Source organism: Streptomyces sp. NPDC088707 (assembly GCF_044752725.1).
Classification (GTDB): domain Bacteria; phylum Actinomycetota; class Actinomycetes; order Streptomycetales; family Streptomycetaceae; genus Streptomyces.
In genome coordinates, this window is record NZ_JBIVLV010000013.1 from 1 (window position 1) to 24,292 (window position 24,292).

Sequence of the window (24,292 nt, forward strand, 5' to 3'; positions counted from 1 at the left end):
ATGAAGACCCTCGACCACACCCGCATCACCATCGCCGCCCAGGCCATCGGCATCGCCCAGGGCGCCCTCGACTACGCCAAGGGCTACGTCAAGGAGCGCAAGCAGTTCGGCAAGCCCATCGCCGACTTCCAGGGCGTCCAGTTCATGCTCGCCGACATGGCCATGAAGCTCGAAGCCGCCCGCCAGCTCACCTACGCCGCCGCGGCCAAGAGCGAGCGGGTGTCCGCCGGAGGCGACAAGGAGGACCTCACCTTCTTCGGCGCCGCCGCGAAGTGCTTCGCCTCCGACGTCGCCATGGAGGTCACCACCGACGCCGTCCAGCTCCTCGGCGGCTACGGCTACACCCGCGACTACCCCGTCGAGCGCATGATGCGCGACGCCAAGATCACCCAGATCTACGAGGGCACCAACCAGGTCCAGCGCATCGTCATGGCCCGCAACCTCCCGTAATCGTCTGTCACTTGAAAGGAGCCAGGCCGTGACCCTGAGGATCGCTGTCTGTGTGAAGTACGTACCCGACGCGACCGGCGACCGCGGTTTCGCCGACGACCTGACGGTCGACCGCGACGAGGTCGACGGCCTGCTGTCGGAGCTCGACGAGTACGCCGTCGAGCAGGCGCTGCGGATCTCCGAGGAGTCCGACGACGCCGAGGTCACCGTCGTCACGGTCGGCCCGGACGACGCCAAGGACGCGCTGCGCAAGGCCCTGTCGATGGGCGCCGACAAGGCCGTCCACGTCAACGACGAGGACATCCACGGCTCCGACGTGATCGCCACCTCGGCGATCCTCGCCAAGGCCCTGGAGAAGACCGGATTCGACCTGGTCGTCTGCGGCATGGCCTCGACCGACGGCACCATGGGCGTGCTGCCCGCGCTGCTCGCCGAGCGGCTGAGCCTGCCGCAGGTCACCCTGCTGTCGGAGCTCTCCGTCGAGGACGGTCTCGTGAAGGGCCGCCGTGACGGCGACGCCGCCACCGAGCTCCTGGAGGCCCCGCTGCCGGCGGTCGTCTCGGTCACCGACCAGTCCGGCGAGGCCCGCTACCCCTCGTTCAAGGGGATCATGGCGGCCAAGAAGAAGCCGGTGCAGGAGCTGGACCTGGACGACCTGGACATCGACGCCGACGAGGTCGGCCTGGCCGGGGCATGGACCCTGGTCGACGCCGTGGCCGCGCGCCCGGCCCGTACCAAGGGCACGATCGTCACGGACGAGGGCGACGGCGGCAAGCAGCTGGCCGCCTTCCTCGCCACCCAGAAGTTCATCTGACCCACCGTCAGCCTGACACCCCACAGGAGCAACGAATCATGGCTGAGATCCTGGTTCTCGTGGACCACGCCGACGGTGCGGTCCGCAAGCCGGCCCTCGAACTGCTGACCCTGGCCCGCCGCATCGGCGAGCCCTCGGCGGTCGTGCTCGGCGCCGGCGAGGCCGCGGCCTCCATCGCCGCCACCGCCGGCGAGTACGGCGCGGCGACCGTGTACGTCGCGGACGGCGCCGAGTTCACCGAGCAGCTGGTCGTGCCGAAGGTCGACGCGCTCACCCAGCTCGCGAAGGAGAAGGGGGCGGCCGCCGTCCTGGTGACCTCCTCCGGTGAGGGCAAGGAGATCGCGGCCCGTGTCGCGCTCCGCCTCGGCTCCGGCCTGATCACCGACGCCGTGGAGCTGGAGGCCGGCGAGAGCGGCCCGGTCGCCACGCAGTCCGTCTTCGCCGCCTCGTACCAGGTGCGCTCGACGGTCACGCACGGCGTGCCGGTCATCACCGTCAAGCCGAACTCCGCCGCCCCGGAGGCCTCTTCGGCCGCCGGCACGGTCGAGAACGTCACCGTCTCCTTCACCGGCAACGCCGCCCGGGTCGTCGCGCGCACCCCGCGCGTCTCCACCGGCCGGCCGGAGCTGACCGAGTCCGCGATCGTGGTCTCCGGCGGCCGCGGTGTCGGCGCGGCCGAGGGCTTCGCGGTCGTCGAGAAGCTGGCCGACTCGCTCGGTGCGGCCGTCGGCGCCTCGCGCGCCGCCGTGGACGCCGGCTGGTACCCGCACTCCAACCAGGTGGGCCAGACCGGCAAGCAGGTCTCGCCTCAGCTGTACGTCGCGGCGGGCATCTCCGGCGCGATCCAGCACCGGGCCGGCATGCAGACGTCGAAGACGATCGTCGCGGTCAACAAGGACCCCGAGGCCCCGATCTTCGACCTGGTGGACTACGGCGTGGTCGGCGACCTCTTCGAGGTGCTGCCGCAGCTGACGGACGAGATCGGCGCCCGCTGACCCGTCCGCGCCGGATGACGCGAAAGGGGCGGGTGGTGGCACTCTGTGCCACCACCCGCCCCTCCGTGTTGCTGCTGAATCGGCCGGACCGGATCCCGCGGCTCAGATCCACCCGTCGAGGGGGACCTCCTCGCAGAGCCGGACGACCGGCCTGCGACCGGTCACGCCGACGCCCGAGGAGACCTTGACCCGGACACCGGGGCGCACCGCGTGCAGCGGTCCGTCGACCCGGCAGCGGACGGTGAAGCCCTCCGTCATGTACACCGGCCAGAGGTCGGCATCGGCGGCGGCGACCCCGCGCCGTACGGAGATCACGCCCTCGCCCTCGCTGAGTTCGGGGGTGAGATCGGTCGACCCGCAGGTCGGACAGAGCAGTCGCTGGAACGTCGTGGTGTGGCACCAGCGGCAGCGCTGGAAGTAGAGCTCGGCGTCGGGGCCCGCCTCCTCGGCGGCCTGGACGGCGGTCCCGCTCCTCAGTCCCGTGTGGAACACGATGCCTTCTCCTTGCACTCGGCGGCTCGACCGTGCATGGAGCAAAGATATGGCACTGAGTGCCATCAAATAAAGACCTGAGTTCCCTCAATTAGAGATACCGCGATCCCTCTGGTCACCTCTCAGCTCTCGCCGAGGCTCGCTTCCACCTCACGCACCACGCGCCACATGGGAGTGGACCGCTTGGTGATCACCACGACGACGTCCTCGGCCTCCTCGGCCGGCGCCGCCACGACCGCGTCGGGGCTCCAGGTGCCGCGGACGAACTCCAGGGCGCTGTCCACCTCCGCCAGCGGGTCGCCCTCGCCGCCCGAGCGGAGCCAGTGCCGCAGGGCGTGGTTGTGGGCGGCGACGACGGCCGCGGCGGCCACGTTGGCCCGCAGGGTGCCGTCCCGGCGGTCGGCCCAGCGGGTGCGCAGATAGTCGCCGAGGGTCTTCTCGTACCGCCAGACCACCGACAGCTCGTACGTGCGCAGTCCGGTCACCTCACGGGTGAGCCGGTAGCGCTGCACGGAGAAGGTCGGGTTCTCGGCGTACATCCGCATGACGAGCCGGGCGGCGCCGCAGACCCGGACCATGGGGTCGTCGGAGTCGGCACTGGCCGCGAGGAAGCGGGTCATGTCGGCGAGGCACTGCTCGTGGTCGGGGAAGACCACGTCCTCCTTCGACGGGAAGTACCGGAAGAAGGACCGCCGCCCGACGCCCGCGAGGGTGACGATGTCGTCGACCGTGGTCTGCTCGTAGCCCCGCTCGAGAAAGAGCTGGAAGGCCGCGGCGATGAGGGAGTCCCGCATCGCGGGCTTCGTGGAGTTCGTCGACGCTGATCCGGCTGTTCCCATGGCCCGAACCTAACACCCGACTGCCCACGGCGCGGCACTAGGTGCCGGAATGATCCGGCACCGAGTGCTGCCGTGAGGGTACGGAGGCCCGGAGGCGGTTGCGCCAGGGCTCAGCGGGCGCTCATCCGGAGGGCGCCGTCCATCCGGATCGTCTCGCCGTTGAGGTAGTCGTGCTCGGCGATCATCGTCACCAGGCGGGCGTACTCCTCCGGGCGCGCGAGCCGCTGCGGGAAGGTGACGCTCGCGGCCAGACCGGCCCTGACGTCCTCCCCGAACCCGGCCATCATCGGGGTGTCGACGATGCCGGGGGCGACGGTGACGACGCGGATGCCGAACTGCGCCAGGTCGCGGGCGGCGGTGACCGTCATACCGGCGACGCCCGCCTTGGAGGCGGCGTAGGCGATCTGGCCGACCTGGCCCTCGAAAGCGGCGATCGAGGCGGTGTTGACGACGAGACCGCGCTGCCCGTGCTCGTCGGGCTCGTGCCGGGCGATGGCCTCGGCGGCGAGCCGCATCACGTTGAACGTACCGATCAGGTTGACGTCGACCACGGCCCGGAACAGGTCGAGGTCGTGCGGTCCCTTGCGGCCCAGGATGCGGGCCGAGGGCGCGATGCCGGCGCAGTTCACGGCGAGCCGCAGCTCGGCGCCGTCGGCGTCGATCGCGGCGAGGGCCTCGCGGACCTGCTGCTCGTCGGTGACGTCCGCGGCGAGCAGCCGGACGCCCTCGGGCAGCTGCCCGGCGGCGGCCACGGCCTTGTCCAGGTCGAGTCCGTAGACCGTGGCGCCCCGGGCGGCGAACGCCGCGGCCGTGGCGGCGCCGAGACCGGAAGCGGCACCGGTGACGAGAGCGGCGGAGCCGGCGATGTCCATGGAACTCCTCGTTCGTGTCGTGCGGGTGCGACCCTGCCGCCGGGTTGGCCGCCGGATCGGGCGCGTGCCCGCGGAGGACCGCGCGGTCCGCGCGATCTGCGCCGCCCACCATAGAACCGCAGGCCGCGCCCCCGGAAGCGGTCGACGCACGTCTCCGAGCACGGCCTCCGGCCGCGGATCGCGGTGGAGGCCGACGCCGTCAGCGCGCTGACCGGGATCGTCCGGCGGACCGCGCTCGCCACCGTCCTGCCCGGCTCCGTCACCCGGGACCATCCACGTCTGACCCCCGTCCGCTCTCCCCCGCCCTCCCGCCCCGCGGCGTCACCCTCCGCCGGGCGGCCGGCTACCGGAGCGCGGCCACCCGCGCGTTCACGGACCTGGCCGTCCACCAGCACGAGGGGGACCCTGACGGAAAGCGGGACCCGGGCAGCGGGGGCCCGGACGGCGCGGGGGGTCGACCGATCGGATGACCCCGGGGTCCACCGTTGCGGGCGCCGGAGGCAGCCGGGACGACGACCGGCGGCGGCGGGGGACGGCCCCAGGATGGAGGAGAAGCGGGCCACGGAGCACCGACGGCCCCCGCGGTCCACCGAGTTCACTGGAGCAGATCCCATGAAGCACGTGAAGAAGACCTCGCGCACCCGTGTCGTCACCGGTGGTGCGATCGTCGCCGCGCTCGCCCTCGGTGGCTTCGGTGCCTACTCGGCCAGCGCGACCGGCGAGAACACGGCGGCCGCCCCCGCCGCCGCGGTCGCCAAGGCGGACGCCGGGAACAAGAACACCACGCGGTCCACGCACCTGACGATCGAGGCCGCGACCAGGGCCGCGCAGGCGACGCTCGACGCCGCCGAGAAGGAGAACCAGCGCGTCTCCGTCGCCGTCGTCGACCGCAACGGCAACACCCTCGTCACCCTCCGCGGCGACGGCGCGGGCCCGCAGTCCTACGAGTCGGCCGAGAAGAAGGCGTTCACCGCCGTCTCCTGGAACGCCCCGACCTCCGAGCTGGCCAAGCGCCTCACCAACGCCCCGACCCTCAAGGACATCCCCGGCACCCTCTTCCTCGCCGGCGGCGCCCCCGTGACCGCCAAGGGCGCGCCCATCGCGGGCATCGGTGTCGCGGGCGCCCCCTCGGGCGACCTCGACGAGAAGTTCGCCCAGGCCGGCGTCGCCGCCCTCGGCAGGTAACCGCCGCAACGGTCCGGCGCCCGCGCCCGCACGGGGAAGGCCACCATGAACGCACGCGACGACACCCTCCTGGCGGCCGCCGCGCACGGTGACACCGCCGCCGTCCGCGCGGCCCTCGCCGCGGGCGCCCGGGTCGAGGCCCGGGACCGGCGCCGCCGCACCCCGCTGCTGCACGCCGCCCGGCACGACCACGTCGACACCGCCCGGATCCTCCTCGCCGCGGGCGCGGACCCGAACGCCCAGGACGACCGGTGCGACAGCCCCTGGCTGGTCACCGGCGTCACCGGCGGCGTCGCCATGATGCGGGCCCTGCTCCCCGCGGGCCCGGACCTGGGGATCACCGACCGCTACGGGGGTACGGCCTTGATCCCGGCGGCCGAGCGGGGCCACGTGGCCTACGTCCGGGCCGTCCTGGCAGAGACGGCCATCGACGTCGACCACGTCAACCGGCTGGGCTGGACGGCCCTTCTGGAGGCCGTGATCCTCGGCACGGGCGGCCGCGCGCACCAGGACGTCGTCGCCCTCCTCCTGGCGGCGGGCGCCGACCCCGGACTCCCGGACCCGCACGGCGACACGGCCCTCGACCACGCCGCTCGGCACGGCCTCGCGGAGATCGCCGGCCTCCTCAGGAGTGCTCCCGGGACTCGCTCCGGGAGTGCTCCCGGGGCGAGCCGGCGGGGTGCCGTCACGGCTGGGCGAGTCCCCGGCTGATCACGAGGCGCTGGATCTGGTTGGTGCCCTCGAAGATCTGGGTGATCTTGGCTTCGCGCATGTAGCGCTCGACCGGGAAGTCGCGCGTGTAGCCGTAGCCGCCCAGGACCTGGACGGCGTCCGTCGTGACCTTCATGGCCGTGTCGGTGGCGATGAGCTTGGCCGCGCTGGCCTGGCGGCTGAAGGGACGGCCGAGGTCGCGGCGGCGTGCCGCGTCCAGGTAGGTGGCGCGGGCCGCGTCGACGGCGGCGGCCATGTCGGCGAGGAGGAACCCGAGGCCCTGGTGGTCGATGATCCGGCGGCCGAAGGTCGTGCGCTCGTTGGCGTACGCCACGGCGGCGTCGAGGGCGGCCTGGGCCAGGCCCGTGGCGCAGGCGGCGATGCCGAGGCGACCGCTGTCCAGGGCGCTGAAGGCTATCTGGAGCCCCTGGCCCTCGTCCCCGACGAGCCGGTCGGCGTCGAGGAGCGCGCCGTCCCAGTAGGCGGAGGTGGTCGGGACGGCCTGGAGGCCCATCTTGCGCTCGGGGGCGCCGAAGCTGAGGCCCTCGGTGGCGCCGGGGGCGAGGAAGCAGGAGATGCCGTGGCTGCCGGGGGCGGTCCGGGCGAAGAGCGCGTAGAAGTCGGCCCTGCCGCCGTGGGTGATCCACGCCTTGGTGCCGGTGATCCGGTACCCGCTGCCGTCGTCCTGGCGCTCGGCCTTGCAGGCGAGGGCGGCCGCGTCGGAGCCGGCCTGCGGCTCGGAGAGGCTGTAGCCGCCGAGGGCGCGGCCCTCCAGCATCTCGGGCAGCCACCGCTCCTTCTGCTCGGCGGTGCCGAAGGTGTGGAGCGGGTGGCAGGCGAGGGTGTGGACGCTGGTGGCGACGGCGACGGCCGCCCAGCGTGCGGCGAGCTCCTCGAGAACCTGCAGGTAGACCTCGTACGGCTGGCCTCCGCCGCCGTACTCCTCCGGGTACGGCAGTCCGAGCAGCCCGGCCTCGCCGAGGGTGGCGAAGAGTCCTTCGGGGTACTTCTCGGCGGCCTCGTGCTCGTCCACCAGCGGAGAGAGCTCCTTGTCGGCGATCTCCCGGGTGAGGGCGATGAGGTCCGCCGCCTCGGGGGTGGGAAGCAGGCGGTCGACATCCATGGCGACTCCAGCGGCGCGCAAAGTGGTACTGGGGCAGGTACTGCAGTACCGCTTAGAGTAGCGCAGGCGGGTGTCCCCGTAACCCCCTCGGAATCCCGGCCTGGAATACTGACCAGGTGATCGAGACCTCAGCCGCCCACACCCCGAAGCCGACGGGCCGCGGCGCGGCGCGCCGCTCCGCCCTCTTCGAGGAGCTCGTCGCCCTCCTGGTCGGCGAGGGCTTCGCCCGGCTGACGCTCGACGATCTCGCCGCCCGCCTGCGCTGCTCGAAGCGGACCCTGTACGGCCTGGCCGGCAGCAAGGAGCAGCTGGTCCGGGCGGCGGTCGTGCACTTCTTCCGGCGCGCGACGGCCCGGGTCGAGGCGGTTCTGGCCGCCGCAGACGACCCCGCCGAGCGGCTGGCCGCCTATCTGCGGGCGGTCTCGGCCGAGCTGGCGCCGGTCTCGCCGCAGTTCTTCGACGACGTCGCGGCCTTCGAGCCGGCGGCGGAGGTGTACGAGCGCAACACGCGCGCGGCGGCGGGCCGGGTCCAGCAGCTGATCGAGGAGGGCGTCCGGGCCGGCGTCTTCCGCGAGGTCCACGTGACCTTCGCGGCCGACGTGATCTCCTCGGTGATGGTCCGCATCCAGCGCCGCCAGGTGGCCTCGGCGACCGGCCTCGCCGACGCCGAGGCGTACGAGGAGCTGGCCGAACTGCTCCTCAGCGGGCTGCGCAGGGCCTGAGCCCGCGTTCAGGTCCTGAACACTCCACGGGCTTATTTCAGGATGTGAGTTAAAGCTCAAGAGAAGAGCGCGCCACAGGTCCCGACAGCGGTATGTTGCGCTCAGGACTACTTCACCTGGGGGCCCGAGTGACCATGCGGAACGGCCGCACCGTGCGGGATCTGCGACGCGAGAACCGCACCGCCGTCCTTCAGCGCCTCTACTTCGACGGGCCGCTGAGCCGCTTCTCGCTCGGCCCGGCCACCGGCCTCAGCTCGGGCTCCATCAGCAACGTGGTCGCGGAGCTCGTCGCGGAGGGCCTCGTCGAGGAGGCGGGCAGCGTCGACTCGGCCGGCGGACGCCCCCGTACGCTGCTCCGGGTCTCCCCCGACAGCGGCTGCATGATCGGTGTCGACGTCGGCGAGACCCGGATCAGGATCGAGCTCTTCGATCTCACCCTCACCGAACTCGCGCGCACCGAACGCCCGTTGGCCGTCGACAGTCCGAACCCCCACGACCGGTACGAGGTCAGGGTCGTCGTCGGGCACCTCCGCGAGGGCATCGCGGAGGTGCTGCGGACCGCGGACGTGCCGGCGGAGCGGCTCCTCGGTGTCGGCGTCGGCGTCCCCGGCATCGTGGCCCGCACCCCCGAGGACGGCGCGGTCGTGCACGGCCAGACCATCGGCTGGGACGCCGTCCCCTTCGAGCGCCTCCTCCGCGCCGCCGTCGACCTGCCCGAGACCGTCCCGTACTGGATCGACAACGGCGCCAAGACCCTGGGCCAGGCCGAGATGTGGTTCGGTGCCGGCCGGGGCGCGCGCAGCGCGGTCGTCGTCCTGTTCGGTTCGGGTGTCGGCGCGTGTGTGGTCACGGACCCGATGGGGCCGGGCCGGGCGATCGAGTGGGGTCACCTGACGGTACGGGTGCGGGGGCGCCGCTGCCGTTGCGGAGCCCAGGGCTGCCTGGAGGCGTACGCCGGAGCCGAAGCCCTCCTGGAGCGGTGGCGGGAGGCTGGCGGCGTGCCCCCGGCCGGCGCGGACGAGGAGACGGCGCTGACCGCGATGCTGGCGGCGGCCTACCCGGCCGAGCCCGGCACGGAGCCCGACGCCACGGCGCTCGCCGTCCTGGCGGAGACCGCCGAGTACCTGGGCGCCGGATTCGCCGACCTCATCAACCTCTTCCAGCCCGAACGCATCCTCGTCGGCGGCTGGGCCGGCCTCCAGCTCGGCACCCGCTTCCTCACCACCGTGTCCGGCTACGCGAAGGAGTACGCGCTCACCTACCCGGCGGCCCGCGTCGTCATCGACATGGGCACCCTCGGCCCCGACGCGGTCACGGTCGGCGCGGCGATCCTGCCGCTCGCGGACTTCTTCGGCCGGGGCGGCCGTCGGGCGGAGGCGGAGACGGTCGAGGAGCAGCCGGCCTGGGCGTCGACCGTACGGGAACGAAAGGCGCACTGAGCCTGCGCGTCCCGTCGACGACCTCGTCGGGCCGTCCCGGACGCCCAGCCGGCCGTCTCATCGCCCGCTGGGCGGCGGGCCCCGTGCTCCCGCTGGCGACGGAGCCCGGGCGTCTCGCTAGGCCACGGAGCCTATGCGTCCGCTCGGCTCGCGGGGGCCGTCGTGGTGGATCGGGGTGTGGGCGCCCGTGAGGGAGAGGCCCGTGCCGCCCCGGCGGTTGGCGACGATCTCCGCGCCGATCGACAGGGCGGTCTCCTCCGGCGTACGGGCGCCGAGGTCGAGGCCGATCGGGGAGCGCAGGCGGGCGAGTTCGAGTTCGGTGACGCCGACCTCGCGCAGGCGCTTGTTGCGGTCCTCGTGGGTGCGGCGGGAGCCCATCGCGCCCACGTAGGCGACGGGAAGCCTGAGGGCCGCCTGGAGCAGCGGCACGTCGAACTTGGCGTCGTGGGTCAGGACGCAGAGCACCGTACGGCCGTCCACCTCCGTGGACTCCAGGTAGCGGTGGGGCCATTCGACGATGATCTCGTCGGCCTCGGGGAAGCGGGCCGGCGTCGCGAAGACGGGCCGCGCGTCGCACACGGTGACGTGGTAGCCGAGGAACTTGCCGACCCGGACCAGGGCGGCCGCGAAGTCGATGGCACCGAAGACGATCATGCGGGGGGCCGGGACCGAGGACTCGACCAGGAGGGTCAGCGGCTGTCCGCAGCGGCTGCCGTCCTCGCCGATCTCCACCGTGCCGGTGCGGCCCGCGTCGAGCATCGCCCGGGCCTCGCCCGCCGCCGTGCGGTCCAGCTCCGGGTGGCCGCCGAGCTTCCCCAAGTACGAGCCGTCGGGGCGGACCAGGAGCGCCCGGCCCATCAGGTCCTCGGGGCCGGAGACGATCCGGGCCAGGGCCGCCGCCTCCCCCGTGGAGGCGGCGGCCAGCGCGGCGGGGAAGACCCCGCCGCGGACCGGGGTGACGAGGATGTCGATGATGCCGCCGCAGGTCAGACCGACCGCGAAGGCGTCCTCGTCGCTGTAGCCGAAGCGCTCGACGACGGTCTTCCCGTCTTCGAGGGCCTGCTGGCACAGGTCGTAGACCGCGCCCTCCACACACCCGCCGGAGACCGAGCCGATCGCCGTGCCGTCACTGTCGACGGCGAGCGCGGCACCCGGCTGCCGGGGCGCGCTCCCGCCGACCGCCACGACCGTGGCGACGGCGAACTCGCGTCCCTGCTCGACCCACCGGTGCAGCTCTTCGGCGATGTCCAGCATCTCGAACTCCTCGATATGTGTGTGGAGGGCGACGGTACGGGCGTCAGCTGACGCCCAGCCAGCTCTCGATCGGATGGATCGCGAAGAACACGATGAAGATCGCGGTCAGGCCCCACATGAAGGCGCCCACTTCGCGTGCCTTGCCCTGCGCCGTCTTGATGACGGTGTAGGAGATGACGCCGGCCGCGACACCCGTGGTGATGGTGTACGTGAACGGCATCAGGACCACGGTGAGGAACACCGGGATCGCGACGGCGCGGTCGCTCCAGTCGACGTGCTTGGCGTTCTGCATCATCATCGCGCCGATGACGACCAGAGCCGCGGAGGCCACCTCGGCCGGCACGATCGCGGTGATCGGGGTGAAGAAGAGGCAGGCCGCGAAGAACGCGCCGGTGACGACGGACGACAGACCTGTGCGGGCACCCTCGCCGACGCCGGTGGCCGACTCGACGAAGACGGTCTGGCCGGAGCCGCCGACGCCGCCGCCGATGACACCGCCGGCGCCGTCGATGAACAGCGCCTTGGAGAGGCCGGGCATCCGGCCCTGGGAGTCGGCGAGCTTGGCCTCGGAGCCGACGCCGATGATCGTGGCCATGGCGTCGAAGAAGCCGGCGAGCACCAGGGTGAAGATGATCATGGTGATCGTGATGTAGCCGACGTCGCCCCAGCCGCTGAACGACACCTCGCCGATGAGCGAGAAGTCCGGCGTGGAGACCGCGCTGCCGCTGAGCTCCGGCGGGCCGGAGAACCAGGACTTGGCCGGCAGGTCGCCGACGGCGTTGACGACGGCGGCGATGACCGTGCCCGCCACGATGCCGATCAGGATGGCGCCGGGCACGTTGCGGGCCTGGAGGGCGAAGATCAGCAGCAGCGTGAAGGCGAAGATGAGGACCGGCCAGCCGGCCAGCTCACCGGCCGGGCCGAGGACGACCGGGCCACCGCCGGGAGAGGGGTTCTCGTGGACGAAGCCCGCCTTGACGAAGCCGATCAGCGCGATGAAGAGGCCGATGCCGATGGTGATCGCGTGCTTGATCGCCAGCGGGATCGCATTCATGATCATCTCGCGGAGGCCGGTGACCACCAGGAGACAGATCACCACACCGTAGGCCACACACATGGCCATGGCCTGCGGCCAGGTCATCACGGCGATGACCTGCGAGGACAGCACGCCGGAGACGCTGAGACCGGCCGCGAGGGCGAGCGGGACCTTGCCCCAGAAGCCCATCAGCAGGGTGGTCACGGCGGCGGCGAGCGCGGTCGCGGTGATGAGGGCGGGCTGGCTGAGGACGTTGCCGTCCACATCCTTGCCGCCGAGGATCAGGGGGTTGAGCAGGAGAATGTACGCCATCGCCATGAAGGTGGTGACGCCGCCGCGGACCTCCGTCGCGACGGTGGATCCTCTCTCCGAGATGTGAAAGTACCGGTCGAGCCAAGAGCGGCCGGCGGGGACGTTCGAGCCGGAGCCCGCGTCCTCCGAAGCGGTCTTGGGCTCCACAGACGACTGGGTCATGGGGCCTACTCCCAAGGTTCAAAGGGGCACCCGCGTCAGACTTCGAAGGACTTCTGATCTGCTGAAGTTGCGGGATTTGGGATGCTGCGTGGGCTGCACGACCCGGGGGACGGCCCGAGACGAACGGGGTGAATCGGTACTGCGGTACTGCGGGGGTACTGCGGGGGGTTACTCCGGGCGGTACGGGCTGGGGAGGTGTGACGTTCCCTGGGAGGCACGTACCGCCCGGAGAGTCCTAGAGGGTGCCGGTCAGCGCCTCGGGGCGGACCGGCGTCTTGTTGAGCTCCAGGCCCGTCGCCGCCCGGATCGCCGCGAGGACGGCCGGGGTGGACGACAGGGTCGGGGCCTCACCGATGCCCCGCACGCCGTACGGCGCGTTGGGGTCGGCCAGCTCGAGGTAGTCGACCGGGATGGTCGGCGTGTCGAGGATGGTCGGGATCAGGTAGTCCGTGAAGGAGGGGTTGCGCACCTTCGCGGTCTTCGGGTCGACGATGATCTCCTCCATCACCGCGACGCCCAGGCCCTGGGTGGTGCCACCCTGGATCTGACCGACGACGGAGAGCGGGTTGACCGCCTTGCCGACGTCCTGGGCACAGGCCAGTTCGATGACCTTGACCAGGCCGAGCTCGGTGTCGACCTCCACCACCGCGCGGTGCGCGGCGAAGGCGTACTGGACGTGACCGTCGCCCTGGCCGGTGACGAGGTCGAAGGCCTGGGTGGGGCGGTGCCGCCACTCCTCCTCGACCTCCACCGACTGGTCGCCGAGGACGTCCGCGATGGAGGCGAGCGCCTCGCCGCCGTCGGTGACGACCTTGCCGCCCTCCAGGAGCAGTTCGGCGTTGGCCCAGGCCGGGTGGTACGAGCCGAACTTGCGCCGGCCGATCTCCAGGACCTTCTCCCGGACGATCTCGCAGGAGTTCTTGATGGCGCCGCCGGTCATGTACGTCTGGCGGCCCGCGGAGGTCGAACCGGCCGAGCCCACCTGGGTGTCGGCGGGGTGGATGGTGACCTGCTGGACGCCGAGCTCGGTGCGGGCGATCTGCGCGTGGATGGTGACACCGCCCTGGCCGACCTCCGCCATCGCGGTGTGGACCGTGGCGACGGCCTCGCCGTTGATGACCTCCATGCGGATCTTGGCGGTCGAGTAGTCGTCGAAGCCCTCGGAGAAGCCGACGTTCTTGATGCCGACGGCGTAGCCGACGCCCCGCACGACGCTCTCGCCGTGCGTGGTGTTGGACAGGCCGCCCGGCAGCGCGCGGACGTCCGCACCCTCGCCGGCGGTCTCCCACTGGCGCTCCGGCGGCATGGGGCGGGCCTTGACCCGGCGCAGCAGCTCGGCGACCGGGGCCGGCGAGTCCACGACCTGGCCGGTCGGCATGATCGTGCCCTGCTCCATGGCGTTGAGCTGGCGCAGTTCCACCGGGTCCATGCCCAGCTTCGCCGCGAGCTTGTCCATCTGGGCCTCGTAGGCGAAGCAGGCCTGGACCGCGCCGAAGCCGCGCATCGCGCCGCAGGGCGGGTTGTTGGTGTAGAGGCCGATCGCCTCGATCTCGACGTCCTCGATGACGTACGGACCGACCGAGAGGGACGAGGCGTTGCCGACGACCGATGCCGTGGACGAGGCGTAGGCCCCGCCGTCGAGCACGATCTTGCACTTCATGTGCGTGAGCTTGCCGTCCTTGGTGGCGCCGTGCTCGTACCAGAGCTTCGCCGGGTGCCGGTGGACGTGCCCGAAGAAGGACTCGTACCGGTTGTAGACCATCTTGACCGGCTTGCCGGTGCGCAGCGCGAGGATGGACGCGAGGATCTGCATGGAGATGTCCTCGCGACCGCCGAACGCGCCGCCGACGCCGGCCATCGTCATGCGGACCTTCTCCTCGGGCAGGCCGAGGCAGGGGGCGATCTGCTTGAGGTCCGAGTGCAGCCACTGGGTGGCGACGTACAGGTCGACGCCGCCGTCCTCGGCCGGCACGGCGAGGCCGGACTCCGGGCCGAGGAAGGCCTGGTCCTGCATGCCGAAGGTGTACTCGCCGGTGACGATGACGTCGGCCCGCTTGGCGGCCTCGGCCGCGTTGCCGCGGATGATCGGCTGGCGGTGCACGATGTTCGGGTGCGGGACGTGACCGGAGTGGTGGTCGTCGCGGCCCTCGTGGACCAGGATCGCGTCCGGAGCGGTGGCCGAGGCCTCGTCCGTGATGACCGGGAGCTCCCGGTACTCGATCTTGATCTTCGCTGCGGCGCGGCGGGCGGTCTCGGGGTGGTCGGCGGCCACGAGGGCGACGGGCTCGCCGTGGTGCCGGACCTTGCCGTAGGCGAGGACCGGGGTGTCCTGGAACTCCATGCCGTAGTTCTTCGCGGCGGGCAGGTCCTCGTGGGTCAGGACGGCGTAGACGCCGTCCATCGTGAGGGCCTCGGTCGTGTCGATGGACACGATCTCGGCGTGCGCGACGGTGGAGCGCAGGATCTGGCCCCACAGCATGTCCTCGTGCCACATGTCCGAGGAGTACGCGAACTCACCGGTGACCTTGAGGGTGCCGTCCGGGCGGAGCGTGGACTCGCCGATGCCGCCCTTGACGTGGTTCTGCGTGACTTCGGTGGGCGTGCCCACCGGAACGGTGCGTGTGTTCTGAGCCATCGTCAGACCGCCTCTCCCTGACGCTCCTGGCGAGCGGCCGCGAGGCGGACCGCGTCGAGGATCTTCTCGTAACCGGTGCAGCGGCAGAGGTTGCCGGAGAGCGCCTCGCGGATGTCCGCGTCCGTCGGGGACGGGTTGCGCTCCAGCATCTCGTCGGCCGCGACCAGCAGACCGGGGGTGCAGAAACCGCACTGGACGGCGCCGGCGTCGATGAACGCCTGCTGGATCGGGGAGAGTTCGACACCCTCGCCGGTCTGCGAGTCCTGGCCGGGCCTGGCTTCCCACTTCTTGGCCGCGTCGAGCGAGGTGCCGCAGGCGCCGGAGGGGCAACCGGCGTGCTCGGAACGCTCCTTGGCGAACTCGGCGAGGCCCTCGACGGTGACGACCTCGCGGCCCTCGACCTGTCCGGCCGCGACGAGGCAGGAACAGACCGGCACTCCGTCGAGGCGGACCGTGCAGGAACCGCACTCGCCCTGCTCGCAGGCGTTCTTGGAGCCGGGCAGGCCCATCCGCTCACGCAGGACGTAGAGGAGGGACTCGCCCTCCCAGACGTCGTCGGCTTCCTGCGGACGTCCGTTGACCGTGAAATTGACGCGCATGGTTATGCAGCTCCCTCAAGCGTGCGGCCGGTGCCGCGGTACTGCTCCCAGGTCCAGCCGAGCTGGCGGCGGGCCATGATGCCGACGGCGTGGCGGCGGTACTTGGCGGTGCCTCGGACATCGTCGATCGGGTTGGCGGCGCCCGAGCAGAGGTCGGCGAACTGCTTCGCGATCGACGGAGTGATGATCTTGCCGCTGTCCCAGAAGCCGCCCTCCTCCAGAGCCGCGTTCAGGAAGGCCTCGGCCTCCTTGGCGCGGATCGGGGTCGGCGCGGCGGAGCCGATGCCGGTGCGCACCGTCCGGGTCTCCGGGTGCAGGGCCAGGCCGAAGGCGCAGACCGCGATGACCATCGCGTTGCGGGTGCCGACCTTGGAGTACTGCTGGGGGCCGTCCGCCTTCTTGATGTGGACGGTCTTGATGAGCTCGTCGGGCTGCAGCGCGTTGCGCTTCACGCCCGTGTAGAACTCGTCGATCGGGATGAACCGGTTGCCGCGCACCGACTCGACCTCGACCTCGGCGCCCGCGGCGAGCAGGGCCGGGTGGGCGTCGCCGGCGGGCGACGCGGTGCCGAGGTTGCCCCCGACGCCGCCGCGGTTGCGGATCTGCGGGGAGGCGACCGTGTGCGAGGCGAGCGCCAGGCCCGGCAGCTCGGCCCGCAGGTTCTCCATGATCTGGGTGTACGGAACGGCGGCGCCGAGGCGGACGTTCTCCTCGCCGACCTCCCACTCACGCAGCAGCTCGATGCGGTTCAGGTCCAGGAGGTACTCGGGCCGCCGGTGGTCGAAATTGATCTCGACCATGACGTCCGTACCACCCGAAAGGGGCACGGCCGTGGGGTGCTCTGCCTTGGCGGCGAGCGCCTCCTCCCAGCTGGCGGGGCGAAGGAAGTCCATGGTGGCTCTCTTCTAGTGATTCTGGTGATCGGGGGTCGTGCGCAGGGTTCCGGGGGGACGGCCGGTCCTCGACTTCACGTTCATGTGCTGTTAACGCGGTGTGTGGCCTAGTACACAAGCCGACGCTCGCCCGGGTGCAGTCACCGAAAACATGAAGGAGTTGGCTGGGTCCCGTCGTCGTCTTGTAGATTCGAACGAAAGGCGGGGAACGGTTACCTCGCTGTTTTCCCCTGGAAACGGTGGCCCCACGCCACCGTCGACAACGCGACAACCCCACCACCCACTGACGAAGGAACGGCGGCGACACGATGCGGCTGCGCGCACTGCTGGAGAACGACGCGCTCGGGCTGCGCCTGCTCGGCGGCGAGGACGAGCTCGACCGCACCGTCCGCGGTGTGATGACGACGGACCTCAAGGACCCCAGCCGGTACCTGTCCGGCGGCGAGCTGGTGCTGACCGGCCTCGCCTGGCTGCGGGAGCCGGCCGACGCCGAGCCCTTCGTCCGGATCCTGGCCTCGGCGGGGGTCGCCGGCCTCGCGGCGGGCGAGGCGGAGCTGGGCGACATCCCCGACGATCTCGTAGAGGCGTGTTCGCGCCATCGTCTGCCGCTGTTCGCGGTGAACGAGACCGTTGCGTTCGCGACGATCACCGAACACGTTGTTCGACAGGTCTCCGGCGAGCGGGCGGGTGACCTGGCGGCCGTCGTCGACCGGCACCGGCGGCTCATGACCTCCGGACCGGCGGGCGGCGGACCCGAGGTGGTCCTCGACCTGCTCGGCTCCGACCTGGACCTGCGGGCCTGGGTCCTCTCCCCCACCGGCCGCCAGATCGCGGGCGCGGGCGAGCCCCTTCCGGCCCCGCTGGCCGCCACCCTCGCCGGTGAGCACCTGGCCGCCACCCGGACCGGACGGCGCGGCCCGCACCGGCTGAGCACGGGCGGAACGGCGTACTCCCTCTTCCCTATCCGCAACACCGGCCGGGGCGCCGCCCCCGCCTCCCGCGACGTGCGCGAGACGGTCCTCTCGGACTGGCTGCTCGCCGTCGAGGCGGACGCCGGGGACTGGCCGGCCGCCCGGCTCGACCTGCTCCAGGGCGTCACCCAGCTGATCGCCGTCGAGCGGGACCGCCGCGACGCGGCCCGTACGGTACGGCGCCGGCTCGCCCAGGAGGTCCTTGAGCTGGTGCAGACGGGCGCCGCGCCCGCCGAGATCGCGGCCAGGCTGCGGGTGGCCGCCCCCGTGCTGCTGCCGGGGCTCGGCACGGCCCCGCACTGGCAGGTGGTCGTCGCCAGGGTCGAGTGGGAGCAGGAGGCCGGGCAGAGCCCCGCCGTGGACGCCGGACCGGTCGCCCAGGCGCTCCTGGAGGAGATCCTCGTCGACCCGGCGACCGTGGGCGCCGAGTCCGCCGACCGGATCGCCGTGGCGCACAGCGGCGGCGAGGCCATCGCGCTGGTCCCGCTGGCCGCGGGTCCGCTGCCGGACAGCGAGGACGACGGCCCGGCCACCGCGCTCGGCCTGCACGCGGACGCGCTGCTCGCGGCCGTACGCGCTCCGCTGTCGGCCGGTCTCGCCGACGACGGGCGGCTCACCCTCGGTGTCAGCGCCGCCGTGCACTCGGCGGAGGGTCTGCGGGGCGCTCTGGAGGAGGCCCGGCACGCCCGCCGGGTCGCCGCGGCCCGTCCGGGCCGGGTCTGCGCCGCGGGCCACCACGAGCTCGCCTCGCACGTGCTGCTGCTGCCGTTCGTCCCGGACGACGTCCGGCGCGCGTTCACGGCCCGGCTGCTCGACCCGCTGCGCGACTACGACCGCCGGCACCGCGCGGAGCTGATCCCGACCCTTGAGGCCTTCCTGGACTGCGACGGCTCCTGGACCCGCTGTGCGACCAGGCTCCACCTGCACGTGAACACGCTGCGGTACCGGGTGGGCCGGATCGAGCAGCTCACGGGCCGTGATCTGTCCCGTCTCGAGGACAAGCTCGACTTCTTCCTCGCCCTGCGGATGAGCTGATCGGATGACCCCGGAGGTGGCACGCGGATTCACCCCTTCGGGCGAGTCCGACGGAGTGACGTCCGGGCCGGTGGGGGCCTGTCGGCCGGGCCGGCCGGCGGTCCCCGGCGGGGCCTGATCACGGGCCCGGTGGGCGTCCGGCGCTGTTTCGGCCACGGTCCGGACAGCGGTACACCGATCCGCCGGACTCTTGTGAATTCTTTCACCTGACCCCTTGGCCAGGTACTCCCCTTCGTGCTGAGATGCGGGTCTCACTCAACAGCTCAATGGCGCGCTCGGGGAGGGCAATGTGGCGGATACCGCCATGTCTGGTTCCGAATCAGGGGGCGGCGGAGATCCGTCCCTCGCCTACGGCAAGGAGACTCCCGTGGAGACCGCCATATGGCGGCTCCGCTCCCGGGGTTGCTGGACGGACGCGGCCGCGCTCCTCGCGCCCCACGCGACCGAACCGGCCGCCGCACTCGAACGGGCCGCGCTGCTGATCGAGCGCTGCCTCTACACGGAACAGGGCTGGGCCGACGCGGAGGAGGCGCTCCGGGCGGCCGAGGCGGTGGCCGGCACCGACGAGGAACGCGGGGCCGCTGCCTGCGAACGGGGCTACCTGGCCTACGCGTCGACGCTTCTGGGGGTACGCGACCGGGCCGACGAGGCGCGGATGGCACTGGGCCGGGCGGCCGCCCTGATCGCCCCGTCCGCGGAGGGCCGGCCGCTGCTCGACCTGCGGCGCGGGCTCATCGCGCAGAACCTCGGCGACTCCCCGCAGGCGGCCCGTGCCGCGTACCGCAGGGCGCACGCCGGGGCCACCGAGCAGGGCGACTCGCTTCTGCTGTCGTCCACTTGGCGACATCTCGCCGGACTCGCCCTGAGGGAGGGCGAGTTGACGGAGGCGCGGCATGGCTTCGCCGAATCGCTGCGCATCCGGGAGGAGTTGGGCTATCTGGTCGGTACGGCTCCGGCCCTCACCGCCCTCGCCACCACGGAGACCGAACCGGAGGCGGGGCGGCTGCGCGCCGAGGCCCGCCGCCTGTTCCGCCTCCTGGGTGGCGTGCCGACCTGGCTCGCGAGCCAGCTGACACCCCAGCCGGCCACCTGAAGCCCCTCCGCACGAAAGGCTGGTGACGTCCCCTCAGGTACACCCATCAGGACGGCCCCCTCAAGAGGAGTCCCGCAGGACGGATCTCTCAGGACGTCGTGCGCCGAGGCGCGAGGCACACCAGGCTCTCGTCGGTGCCGATGAGCAGGGAGCCGGCGCCGGTGACGGCGACCGCGCGGACCGGGGGGCCCGGGCGGAACGAGAGCGTCGGGCCGCCCTCCGGGCGGTGGAGTTCGACGAGGCCGTCGCCCCAGGCGACGGCGATCAGCGGACCGTGCGGGGTCTCCGTCGCGTGCAGGGAGACCACCGGCGAGGGCCGTTCGGTGAGGGGCTCGGGGCGCGGATCACGGCCCGGGGTCCAGAGCCGGACGGTCCCGTCGGCCCCGCCGGAGCAGACGAACGGGGTCTCGGAGTCCACCGCCGCGACCGCCGTGACCCGGCCGCTGTGCGAGGCGGCCTGGTGCAGGCCCCGCAGGCCGAAGGCGTGCACCGAGCCCAGCCGGTCCCCCACCACGACCGAACCCGCGATCGCCGCGAGGGCCGTTCCCGGGTGACGGGCCAGGGTCGCCGAGACCGCTTCCGTGAGGCGCTCCAGATACGGGGCCCGCGGCGTCGCCCCCCGTACCGTGTGCAGCCGGCCCCGGTCGTCCAGGAGCAGCACGGTGCCGTCGGGCGCGGGCGCGAGCGCGGTGACCCGGCCGGCCACGGTGTGGGCGAGACGGCCCGCCGGGCTCGCGTCGGCCTCGTGGAGGAGCCGTACGGCGCCGGTGCGGTCGCCGACGAGCAGCGTCCCCTCCAACGGGCCGCCCGCCGCGCCGAGGACGGTGACGGGACCCGGCCAGGGCGGGGTCAGGTCGCCGCGGTGCCTGGCCCAGCGGAGCCGCCAGGGCGAGCCCTCGGCGAGTTCGGCGAGCGCGGGACGCAGCCGGGGGTCGGCACCGTCGCCGAGAGCGGAGAGAAGTACCAACGCCCTTTCCGCCGGGGCCTGTTCGCGACAGAGGGACTGGCCGGCCCGCATCCAGGCGGCCCGGAGACCGCCGTGGTCCTCGGCGGCGTTCTCACCGGGGCGGGCGGGCACCTCGGGGCCGTCGAGCGTGCCCGGGAGGCCGGCGGCGGCCGCCCCCGTGACATACGCCGTGGTGACGAGGAGAGGGTCGGCCGTGCACACGGCCACCGGGTCGGAGAGGTCCGGCACCGGCCCGGCCCGCTCGGGGGCGCCGGGGCCGGGGGCGCCGTCGTCGCCGTCGAGGTCCACGACGGCGACCCGTCGGTCGGTGCGCAGGGCTGCGGGGGCCGGGGTGCCGCTGCGGGCCTCGACCACGAGCCGGACCCGGCCGACGCCCGCGAGCTCGCCGATCAGATCGGTGAGCGCGGCGGGTTCGGCGGCGGCGTGCAGATCGGTGAGGAGGAGGACGGCGCGGCCGGCGGGCCGGGCCTCGCTGGTGGCGAGGGCGTGCACGAGGTCGCCGGGCGACCGGGCCACCACGCCCAGCCGGTCGGCGATCGTCCAGGTCGCGCCGAGGGCGCTCTGTCCGGCCAGCGGGACGAGCACCCGGGCCGTGCGGCGGCGCGGCCGGCCGGCCCGCGGGCCGTGTTTGGCGAACCAGCCGAGCAGAGCCGTCTTGCCGCTGCCGGGGGCACCGGTGACGAGACAGAGCCGCGGCGCCTCGGGGTCGGTGAGCCAGCCGAGCAGGGCGGTGGCCTCGGTCTCCGTACCGGTGACGGGTCGGCCTCCGTCCGCCGGGGACGGGGTCGCGGACGGCATGGGGCACCTCACGGGCGACGCGGTACGGGCGGCTGTCGCCCTTGACCTTAATGGGCGCGGGCCCCCGGGACCGCCCCGTCGCGGGGACGGGCTTCGGGGAGCTTCCGCGGCTTCTCGGGGCGGTCAGGCGTCGGGGTCGCCGCCTCCGGCGACGACCTTGAGCCGGCCGACCTGGACCTGGGCGGCGCCTTCGGCCTGCTCCGGTCCGAACCGGTGGGTGCTCACGTAGGACACCACGGTGCCGATGCGCATGTAGACGCCGACGTAGTCGTCCCGCTCGAAGGCGTACGTCTCGTCGGCCCCGGTCTCGGCCTTCACCGGTGTGAAGGTGCCGGCCTCGCCCGTCGAGGACATCCTCGCCTTCTCCACGGCCTTGAGCACGGCGGTCGCCTCCGCCTCCGAACCGAAGGTGTAGAGCGTGAAGGTGGCCCCCTCGTCCGAGGAGGAACCGGCCAGGACCAGGTCCTTGATGCTCGCGGCCTTCACCCCGGCGCAGTCCACGTCCTCCAGCCTGTCGGCACAGAACTTCGCGGCCTCGGCCTCCGGGACCAGCTCGGGGTCGTCGCCGGTGAACGTGCCGTTGTCGAAGTCGGAGGACACCGGGAGGGCGTTGACGAGCCCGGTCGCGTCCAGTGTGGTCGCCGGCACCTTCTCCTTGCCCTCCGCGGCCCCCGAGACCGCGTCGTCCAGGACCGGATCGGTTCCCTCGCCGCCCCCACATCCCGTGAGTGCGACCACCATCGCCGCCGCGACGGCGATCCCCCGTACGCCCGTCCGCATCCTGACTCCCCCTGTGACTCCGCCGGTTGACATGATCATCAACCCTAGCGGACCCGGGCGCTCAGGCGTTCGAGCCGGTGAAGTGTTCGCGGACGAGGGACTCGACGACCGCGAGGTCGTGGGCGATCAGGGCGTCGAGCAGAGCGGTGTGCTCGGCGGCGTCGGCGACGAGCACACCGTGGCGCACGACGGGCGCGCTGATCAGGGGCCACTGGGAACGGCGGTGGAGGTCGTCGGCGACGGCGAGCAGCTGCTCGTTCCCGGCGAGGGAGAGGACCGCCCGGTGGAAGGCCCGGTCGGCCTCGGCGTAGTGGGCGCGGTCGCCCCGGGCCGCGGCGGTCGAGGTCGCCTCGGCGAGCGGGCGGAGCTCGGCCCAGCGGGCGGCGGGGACGGTGCGGGCGAGCCGCAGCATGACGGGGACCTCGATGAGCGCGCGGATCTCGGCGAGCTCCGCGAGCTCGCGGGGGGTCCGCTCGGTGACACGGAAGCCCCGGTTCGGCACGACCTCGACGGCGCCCTCGACGGCGAGGCGCTGCATGGCCTCGCGGACCGGGGTGGCCGAGACGCCGAACCGCTCGCCGAGAGCGGGGGCGGAGTACACCTCGCCGGGGACGAGCTCGCCACCGACGAGGGCGGTGCGGAGCGCGTCGAGGATCTGACCGCGGACGGAGTGCCGTACGACACGGGCGGCGGGGACGGGCGCACGCGCGGGGACGGGAGCATGCGTGGAGGCACGCGCGGGGACGGGAGCCGGGGCGGCACCGGACGCGGGGGCGGCACCGGACCCGGGGGCGGCACCGGACCCGGGGGCGGCACCGGACGCGGGGGCGACACCGTGAGAAGGAGCGACACCGGGCGCGTCCGGCTCGCCATGGGTGTGCTCACCCCGGGCGGACTCGGCACGCGCCTGTTCGGGCACCCGTACGGCTTCCTCCGGGTCCCGCGCGGCGTCGCCGAGGGGCGGGGACGGTCTCTCCGTCGCCCGCTCGCGCGCTGCGCCCTGCTCCACCCGGGTCCTCCTGCGGCCTCGTGCCGGGCCCGGCTCGCGTCGCGCGGGTCCTCTGTGCACCATAGGCGAACGCACCGGCATCAGGGATGTGAGGGCTGCCTCGCTGGTCGGGGGCCCTTGGCCGGTGGTGAGAGGCGACGTCGAATCGGGTAAGGTAAGGCTAACCTGCCAACGCTCGCGATTCGGTGGTCCGCATGACCGTCCCCGCCCTGTTGCCCGCCTCCCCGACCTCACCTGTCGCGGCCGCCTACGCCCGGCTCGCCGAGGTCTTCCCCCATCTCCGGATAGAGGAACACGCCCACGGCGACCGGCTGCCGCGCGGCGCGGGCTGGGTCGGCGCGGACGAGCTCGCGGCCGGCGGCCCCGACCTCGACGCCTTCCTCGCCTGGGACAACGCGCAGGTGCTGCGCGACTACGGCACCCAGGCCCGCCCCGACGTCGTCGCCAGCTTCGGCCTGCACCGGTACGCCTGGCCCGCCTGCCTGCTCGTCACCGTCCCCTGGTTCCTGGACCGCAGGGTGCCCCGGCTGCCCGCACGGAACGTGTCGTTCCAGCGGGCGCTCGGGCGGATGGCCGTCCGGGTGGAGGAGTTCGCCTGCCTGCCCGGCGACCCCGCGGCGTCGCTCCCCGGCGCCCGGGTGGTCCCCGACGAGGACGCGCTGCGGGCCGAGGTGCGCGCCTCGCTCGCCGAGCACTTCGAGGCGATCCTCGACGGCTTCGGCTCCCGGATGCGGCGCGGCCGCCGCGCCCTGTGGGGGATGGCCACGGACGAGATCGTCGAAGGCCTCTGGTACGTCGGCGCCCTGTTCGGCGAGGAGCGGCGGGCGATGGACGAGCTCGACCTGCTGATGCCGGGCACCGTCAAGCCGTACAAGCCCTACGCGGGCGCGGCGGGCTTCCGCGAACTGCCCGGCACCGAGGGGCCGGACGGCGCCCCGCGCGCCACGCGCGACCGGGCGACCTGCTGCTTCTTCTACACGCTGCGCCCCGAGGACACCTGCATCACCTGTCCGCGCACGTGCGACGCCGAGCGGGTCCGTCGGCTCACGGCGACCGCCTGAGGCTCCCGAGTGATTACGCCACCCGGACGGGTGGCGTAAATCGAA

22 protein-coding genes are annotated in these 24,292 nt (G+C 72.9%); 10 read left to right on the forward strand and 12 right to left on the reverse strand.

Annotated features, from left to right (window positions below):
- The 3 genes from ACIP84_RS31925 to ACIP84_RS31935 form a co-directional block, all read left to right on the forward strand.
- On the forward strand, positions 1–450 hold a 450-nt coding region (locus tag ACIP84_RS31925; RefSeq protein ID WP_401802627.1), incomplete at its 5' end, for an acyl-CoA dehydrogenase family protein.
- A 28-nt stretch (positions 451–478) separates the two neighbouring features.
- The gene (locus ACIP84_RS31930; protein ID WP_073906858.1) at positions 479–1,264 is read left to right on the forward strand and encodes an electron transfer flavoprotein subunit beta/FixA family protein; all 786 of its coding nucleotides are present in this window, start codon (positions 479–481) and stop codon (positions 1,262–1,264) included.
- A gap of 38 nt (positions 1,265–1,302) precedes the next feature.
- Entirely contained in the window at positions 1,303–2,259 is a 957-nt protein-coding gene (locus ACIP84_RS31935) for an electron transfer flavoprotein subunit alpha/FixB family protein (RefSeq protein WP_401802629.1), read from the forward strand.
- A gap of 102 nt (positions 2,260–2,361) precedes the next feature.
- On the opposite strand, the gene ACIP84_RS31940 is transcribed toward ACIP84_RS31935, so the two are convergent.
- The 3 genes from ACIP84_RS31940 to ACIP84_RS31950 form a co-directional block, all read right to left on the reverse strand.
- Complete coding sequence (locus tag ACIP84_RS31940) at positions 2,362–2,751, reverse strand: zinc ribbon domain-containing protein (protein ID WP_355970345.1); 390 nt, start codon at positions 2,749–2,751, stop codon at positions 2,362–2,364.
- A 122-nt stretch (positions 2,752–2,873) separates the two neighbouring features.
- Positions 2,874–3,590, reverse strand: coding sequence for a TetR family transcriptional regulator (locus ACIP84_RS31945; RefSeq protein WP_401802632.1), 717 nt, complete (start codon positions 3,588–3,590; stop codon positions 2,874–2,876).
- A 110-nt stretch (positions 3,591–3,700) separates the two neighbouring features.
- Positions 3,701–4,462 (reverse strand): SDR family NAD(P)-dependent oxidoreductase, encoded by a 762-nt coding sequence (locus ACIP84_RS31950; RefSeq protein WP_401802633.1) that lies wholly within the window; start codon positions 4,460–4,462, stop codon positions 3,701–3,703.
- 621 nt (positions 4,463–5,083) lie between these two features.
- Here ACIP84_RS31950 and ACIP84_RS31955 point away from each other — a divergent pair.
- Together ACIP84_RS31955 and ACIP84_RS31960 are read left to right on the forward strand one after the other, a co-directional pair.
- Complete coding sequence (locus ACIP84_RS31955; protein WP_401802998.1) at positions 5,084–5,647, forward strand: heme-binding protein; 564 nt, start codon at positions 5,084–5,086, stop codon at positions 5,645–5,647.
- Positions 5,648–5,692: 45 nt separating this feature from the next.
- Complete coding sequence (locus ACIP84_RS31960; RefSeq protein ID WP_401802635.1) at positions 5,693–6,358, forward strand: ankyrin repeat domain-containing protein; 666 nt, start codon at positions 5,693–5,695, stop codon at positions 6,356–6,358.
- Here the strand turns inward: ACIP84_RS31960 and ACIP84_RS31965 are convergent.
- Complete coding sequence (locus ACIP84_RS31965; protein WP_355970399.1) at positions 6,333–7,481, reverse strand: acyl-CoA dehydrogenase family protein; 1,149 nt, start codon at positions 7,479–7,481, stop codon at positions 6,333–6,335. The two genes, ACIP84_RS31960 and ACIP84_RS31965, sit on opposite strands and share 26 nt — an antisense overlap.
- Before the next feature lie 116 nt (positions 7,482–7,597).
- Here ACIP84_RS31965 and ACIP84_RS31970 point away from each other — a divergent pair, with 116 nt between their 5' ends.
- Entirely contained in the window at positions 7,598–8,203 is a 606-nt protein-coding gene (locus ACIP84_RS31970; protein ID WP_401802637.1) for a TetR/AcrR family transcriptional regulator, read from the forward strand.
- A 128-nt stretch (positions 8,204–8,331) separates the two neighbouring features.
- Positions 8,332–9,642, forward strand: coding sequence for an ROK family protein (locus ACIP84_RS31975; protein WP_401802639.1), 1,311 nt, complete (start codon positions 8,332–8,334; stop codon positions 9,640–9,642).
- A 117-nt stretch (positions 9,643–9,759) separates the two neighbouring features.
- Here ACIP84_RS31975 and ACIP84_RS31980 read toward each other — a convergent pair whose 3' ends face one another.
- From ACIP84_RS31980 to ACIP84_RS32000, 5 genes are all read right to left on the reverse strand, one after another.
- Positions 9,760–10,896 carry an XdhC family protein gene (locus tag ACIP84_RS31980; RefSeq protein ID WP_401802641.1) on the reverse strand — a complete coding sequence of 379 codons (1,137 nt, stop codon included), beginning with the start codon at positions 10,894–10,896 and terminating at the stop codon, positions 9,760–9,762.
- A 43-nt stretch (positions 10,897–10,939) separates the two neighbouring features.
- Positions 10,940–12,406, reverse strand: coding sequence for an NCS2 family permease (locus ACIP84_RS31985; protein WP_355969540.1), 1,467 nt, complete (start codon positions 12,404–12,406; stop codon positions 10,940–10,942).
- Positions 12,407–12,641: 235 nt separating this feature from the next.
- On the reverse strand, positions 12,642–15,041 hold the full coding sequence (locus tag ACIP84_RS31990) for a xanthine dehydrogenase family protein molybdopterin-binding subunit (protein ID WP_401802643.1): 2,400 nt from the start codon (positions 15,039–15,041) through the stop codon (positions 12,642–12,644).
- A 2-nt stretch (positions 15,042–15,043) separates the two neighbouring features.
- On the reverse strand, positions 15,044–15,640 hold the full coding sequence (locus tag ACIP84_RS31995; protein ID WP_401802644.1) for a (2Fe-2S)-binding protein: 597 nt from the start codon (positions 15,638–15,640) through the stop codon (positions 15,044–15,046).
- A gap of 2 nt (positions 15,641–15,642) precedes the next feature.
- Entirely contained in the window at positions 15,643–16,533 is an 891-nt protein-coding gene (locus ACIP84_RS32000; protein ID WP_306327754.1) for a xanthine dehydrogenase family protein subunit M, read from the reverse strand.
- Between the two features lie 308 nt (positions 16,534–16,841).
- Between ACIP84_RS32000 and ACIP84_RS32005 the strand changes: the two genes are divergently transcribed.
- Together ACIP84_RS32005 and ACIP84_RS32010 are read left to right on the forward strand one after the other, a co-directional pair.
- The gene (locus tag ACIP84_RS32005; RefSeq protein WP_401802645.1) at positions 16,842–18,539 is read left to right on the forward strand and encodes a PucR family transcriptional regulator; all 1,698 of its coding nucleotides are present in this window, start codon (positions 16,842–16,844) and stop codon (positions 18,537–18,539) included.
- Between the two features lie 304 nt (positions 18,540–18,843).
- On the forward strand, positions 18,844–19,632 hold the full coding sequence (locus ACIP84_RS32010) for a hypothetical protein (protein ID WP_401802646.1): 789 nt from the start codon (positions 18,844–18,846) through the stop codon (positions 19,630–19,632).
- Positions 19,633–19,720: 88 nt separating this feature from the next.
- Here the strand turns inward: ACIP84_RS32010 and ACIP84_RS32015 are convergent, their stop codons facing one another.
- The 3 genes from ACIP84_RS32015 to ACIP84_RS32025 form a co-directional block, all read right to left on the reverse strand.
- Positions 19,721–21,397 carry a hypothetical protein gene (locus ACIP84_RS32015; protein WP_355969526.1) on the reverse strand — a complete coding sequence of 559 codons (1,677 nt, stop codon included), beginning with the start codon at positions 21,395–21,397 and terminating at the stop codon, positions 19,721–19,723.
- 123 nt (positions 21,398–21,520) lie between these two features.
- Complete coding sequence (locus ACIP84_RS32020; RefSeq protein WP_401802648.1) at positions 21,521–22,177, reverse strand: hypothetical protein; 657 nt, start codon at positions 22,175–22,177, stop codon at positions 21,521–21,523.
- A gap of 61 nt (positions 22,178–22,238) precedes the next feature.
- Positions 22,239–23,186 carry a GntR family transcriptional regulator gene (locus tag ACIP84_RS32025; protein ID WP_401802650.1) on the reverse strand — a complete coding sequence of 316 codons (948 nt, stop codon included), beginning with the start codon at positions 23,184–23,186 and terminating at the stop codon, positions 22,239–22,241.
- Positions 23,187–23,380: 194 nt separating this feature from the next.
- Here ACIP84_RS32025 and ACIP84_RS32030 point away from each other — a divergent pair, with 194 nt between their 5' ends.
- Entirely contained in the window at positions 23,381–24,247 is an 867-nt protein-coding gene (locus ACIP84_RS32030; protein WP_401802653.1) for a (2Fe-2S)-binding protein, read from the forward strand.
- The last annotated feature ends 45 nt before the right edge of the window (positions 24,248–24,292 follow it).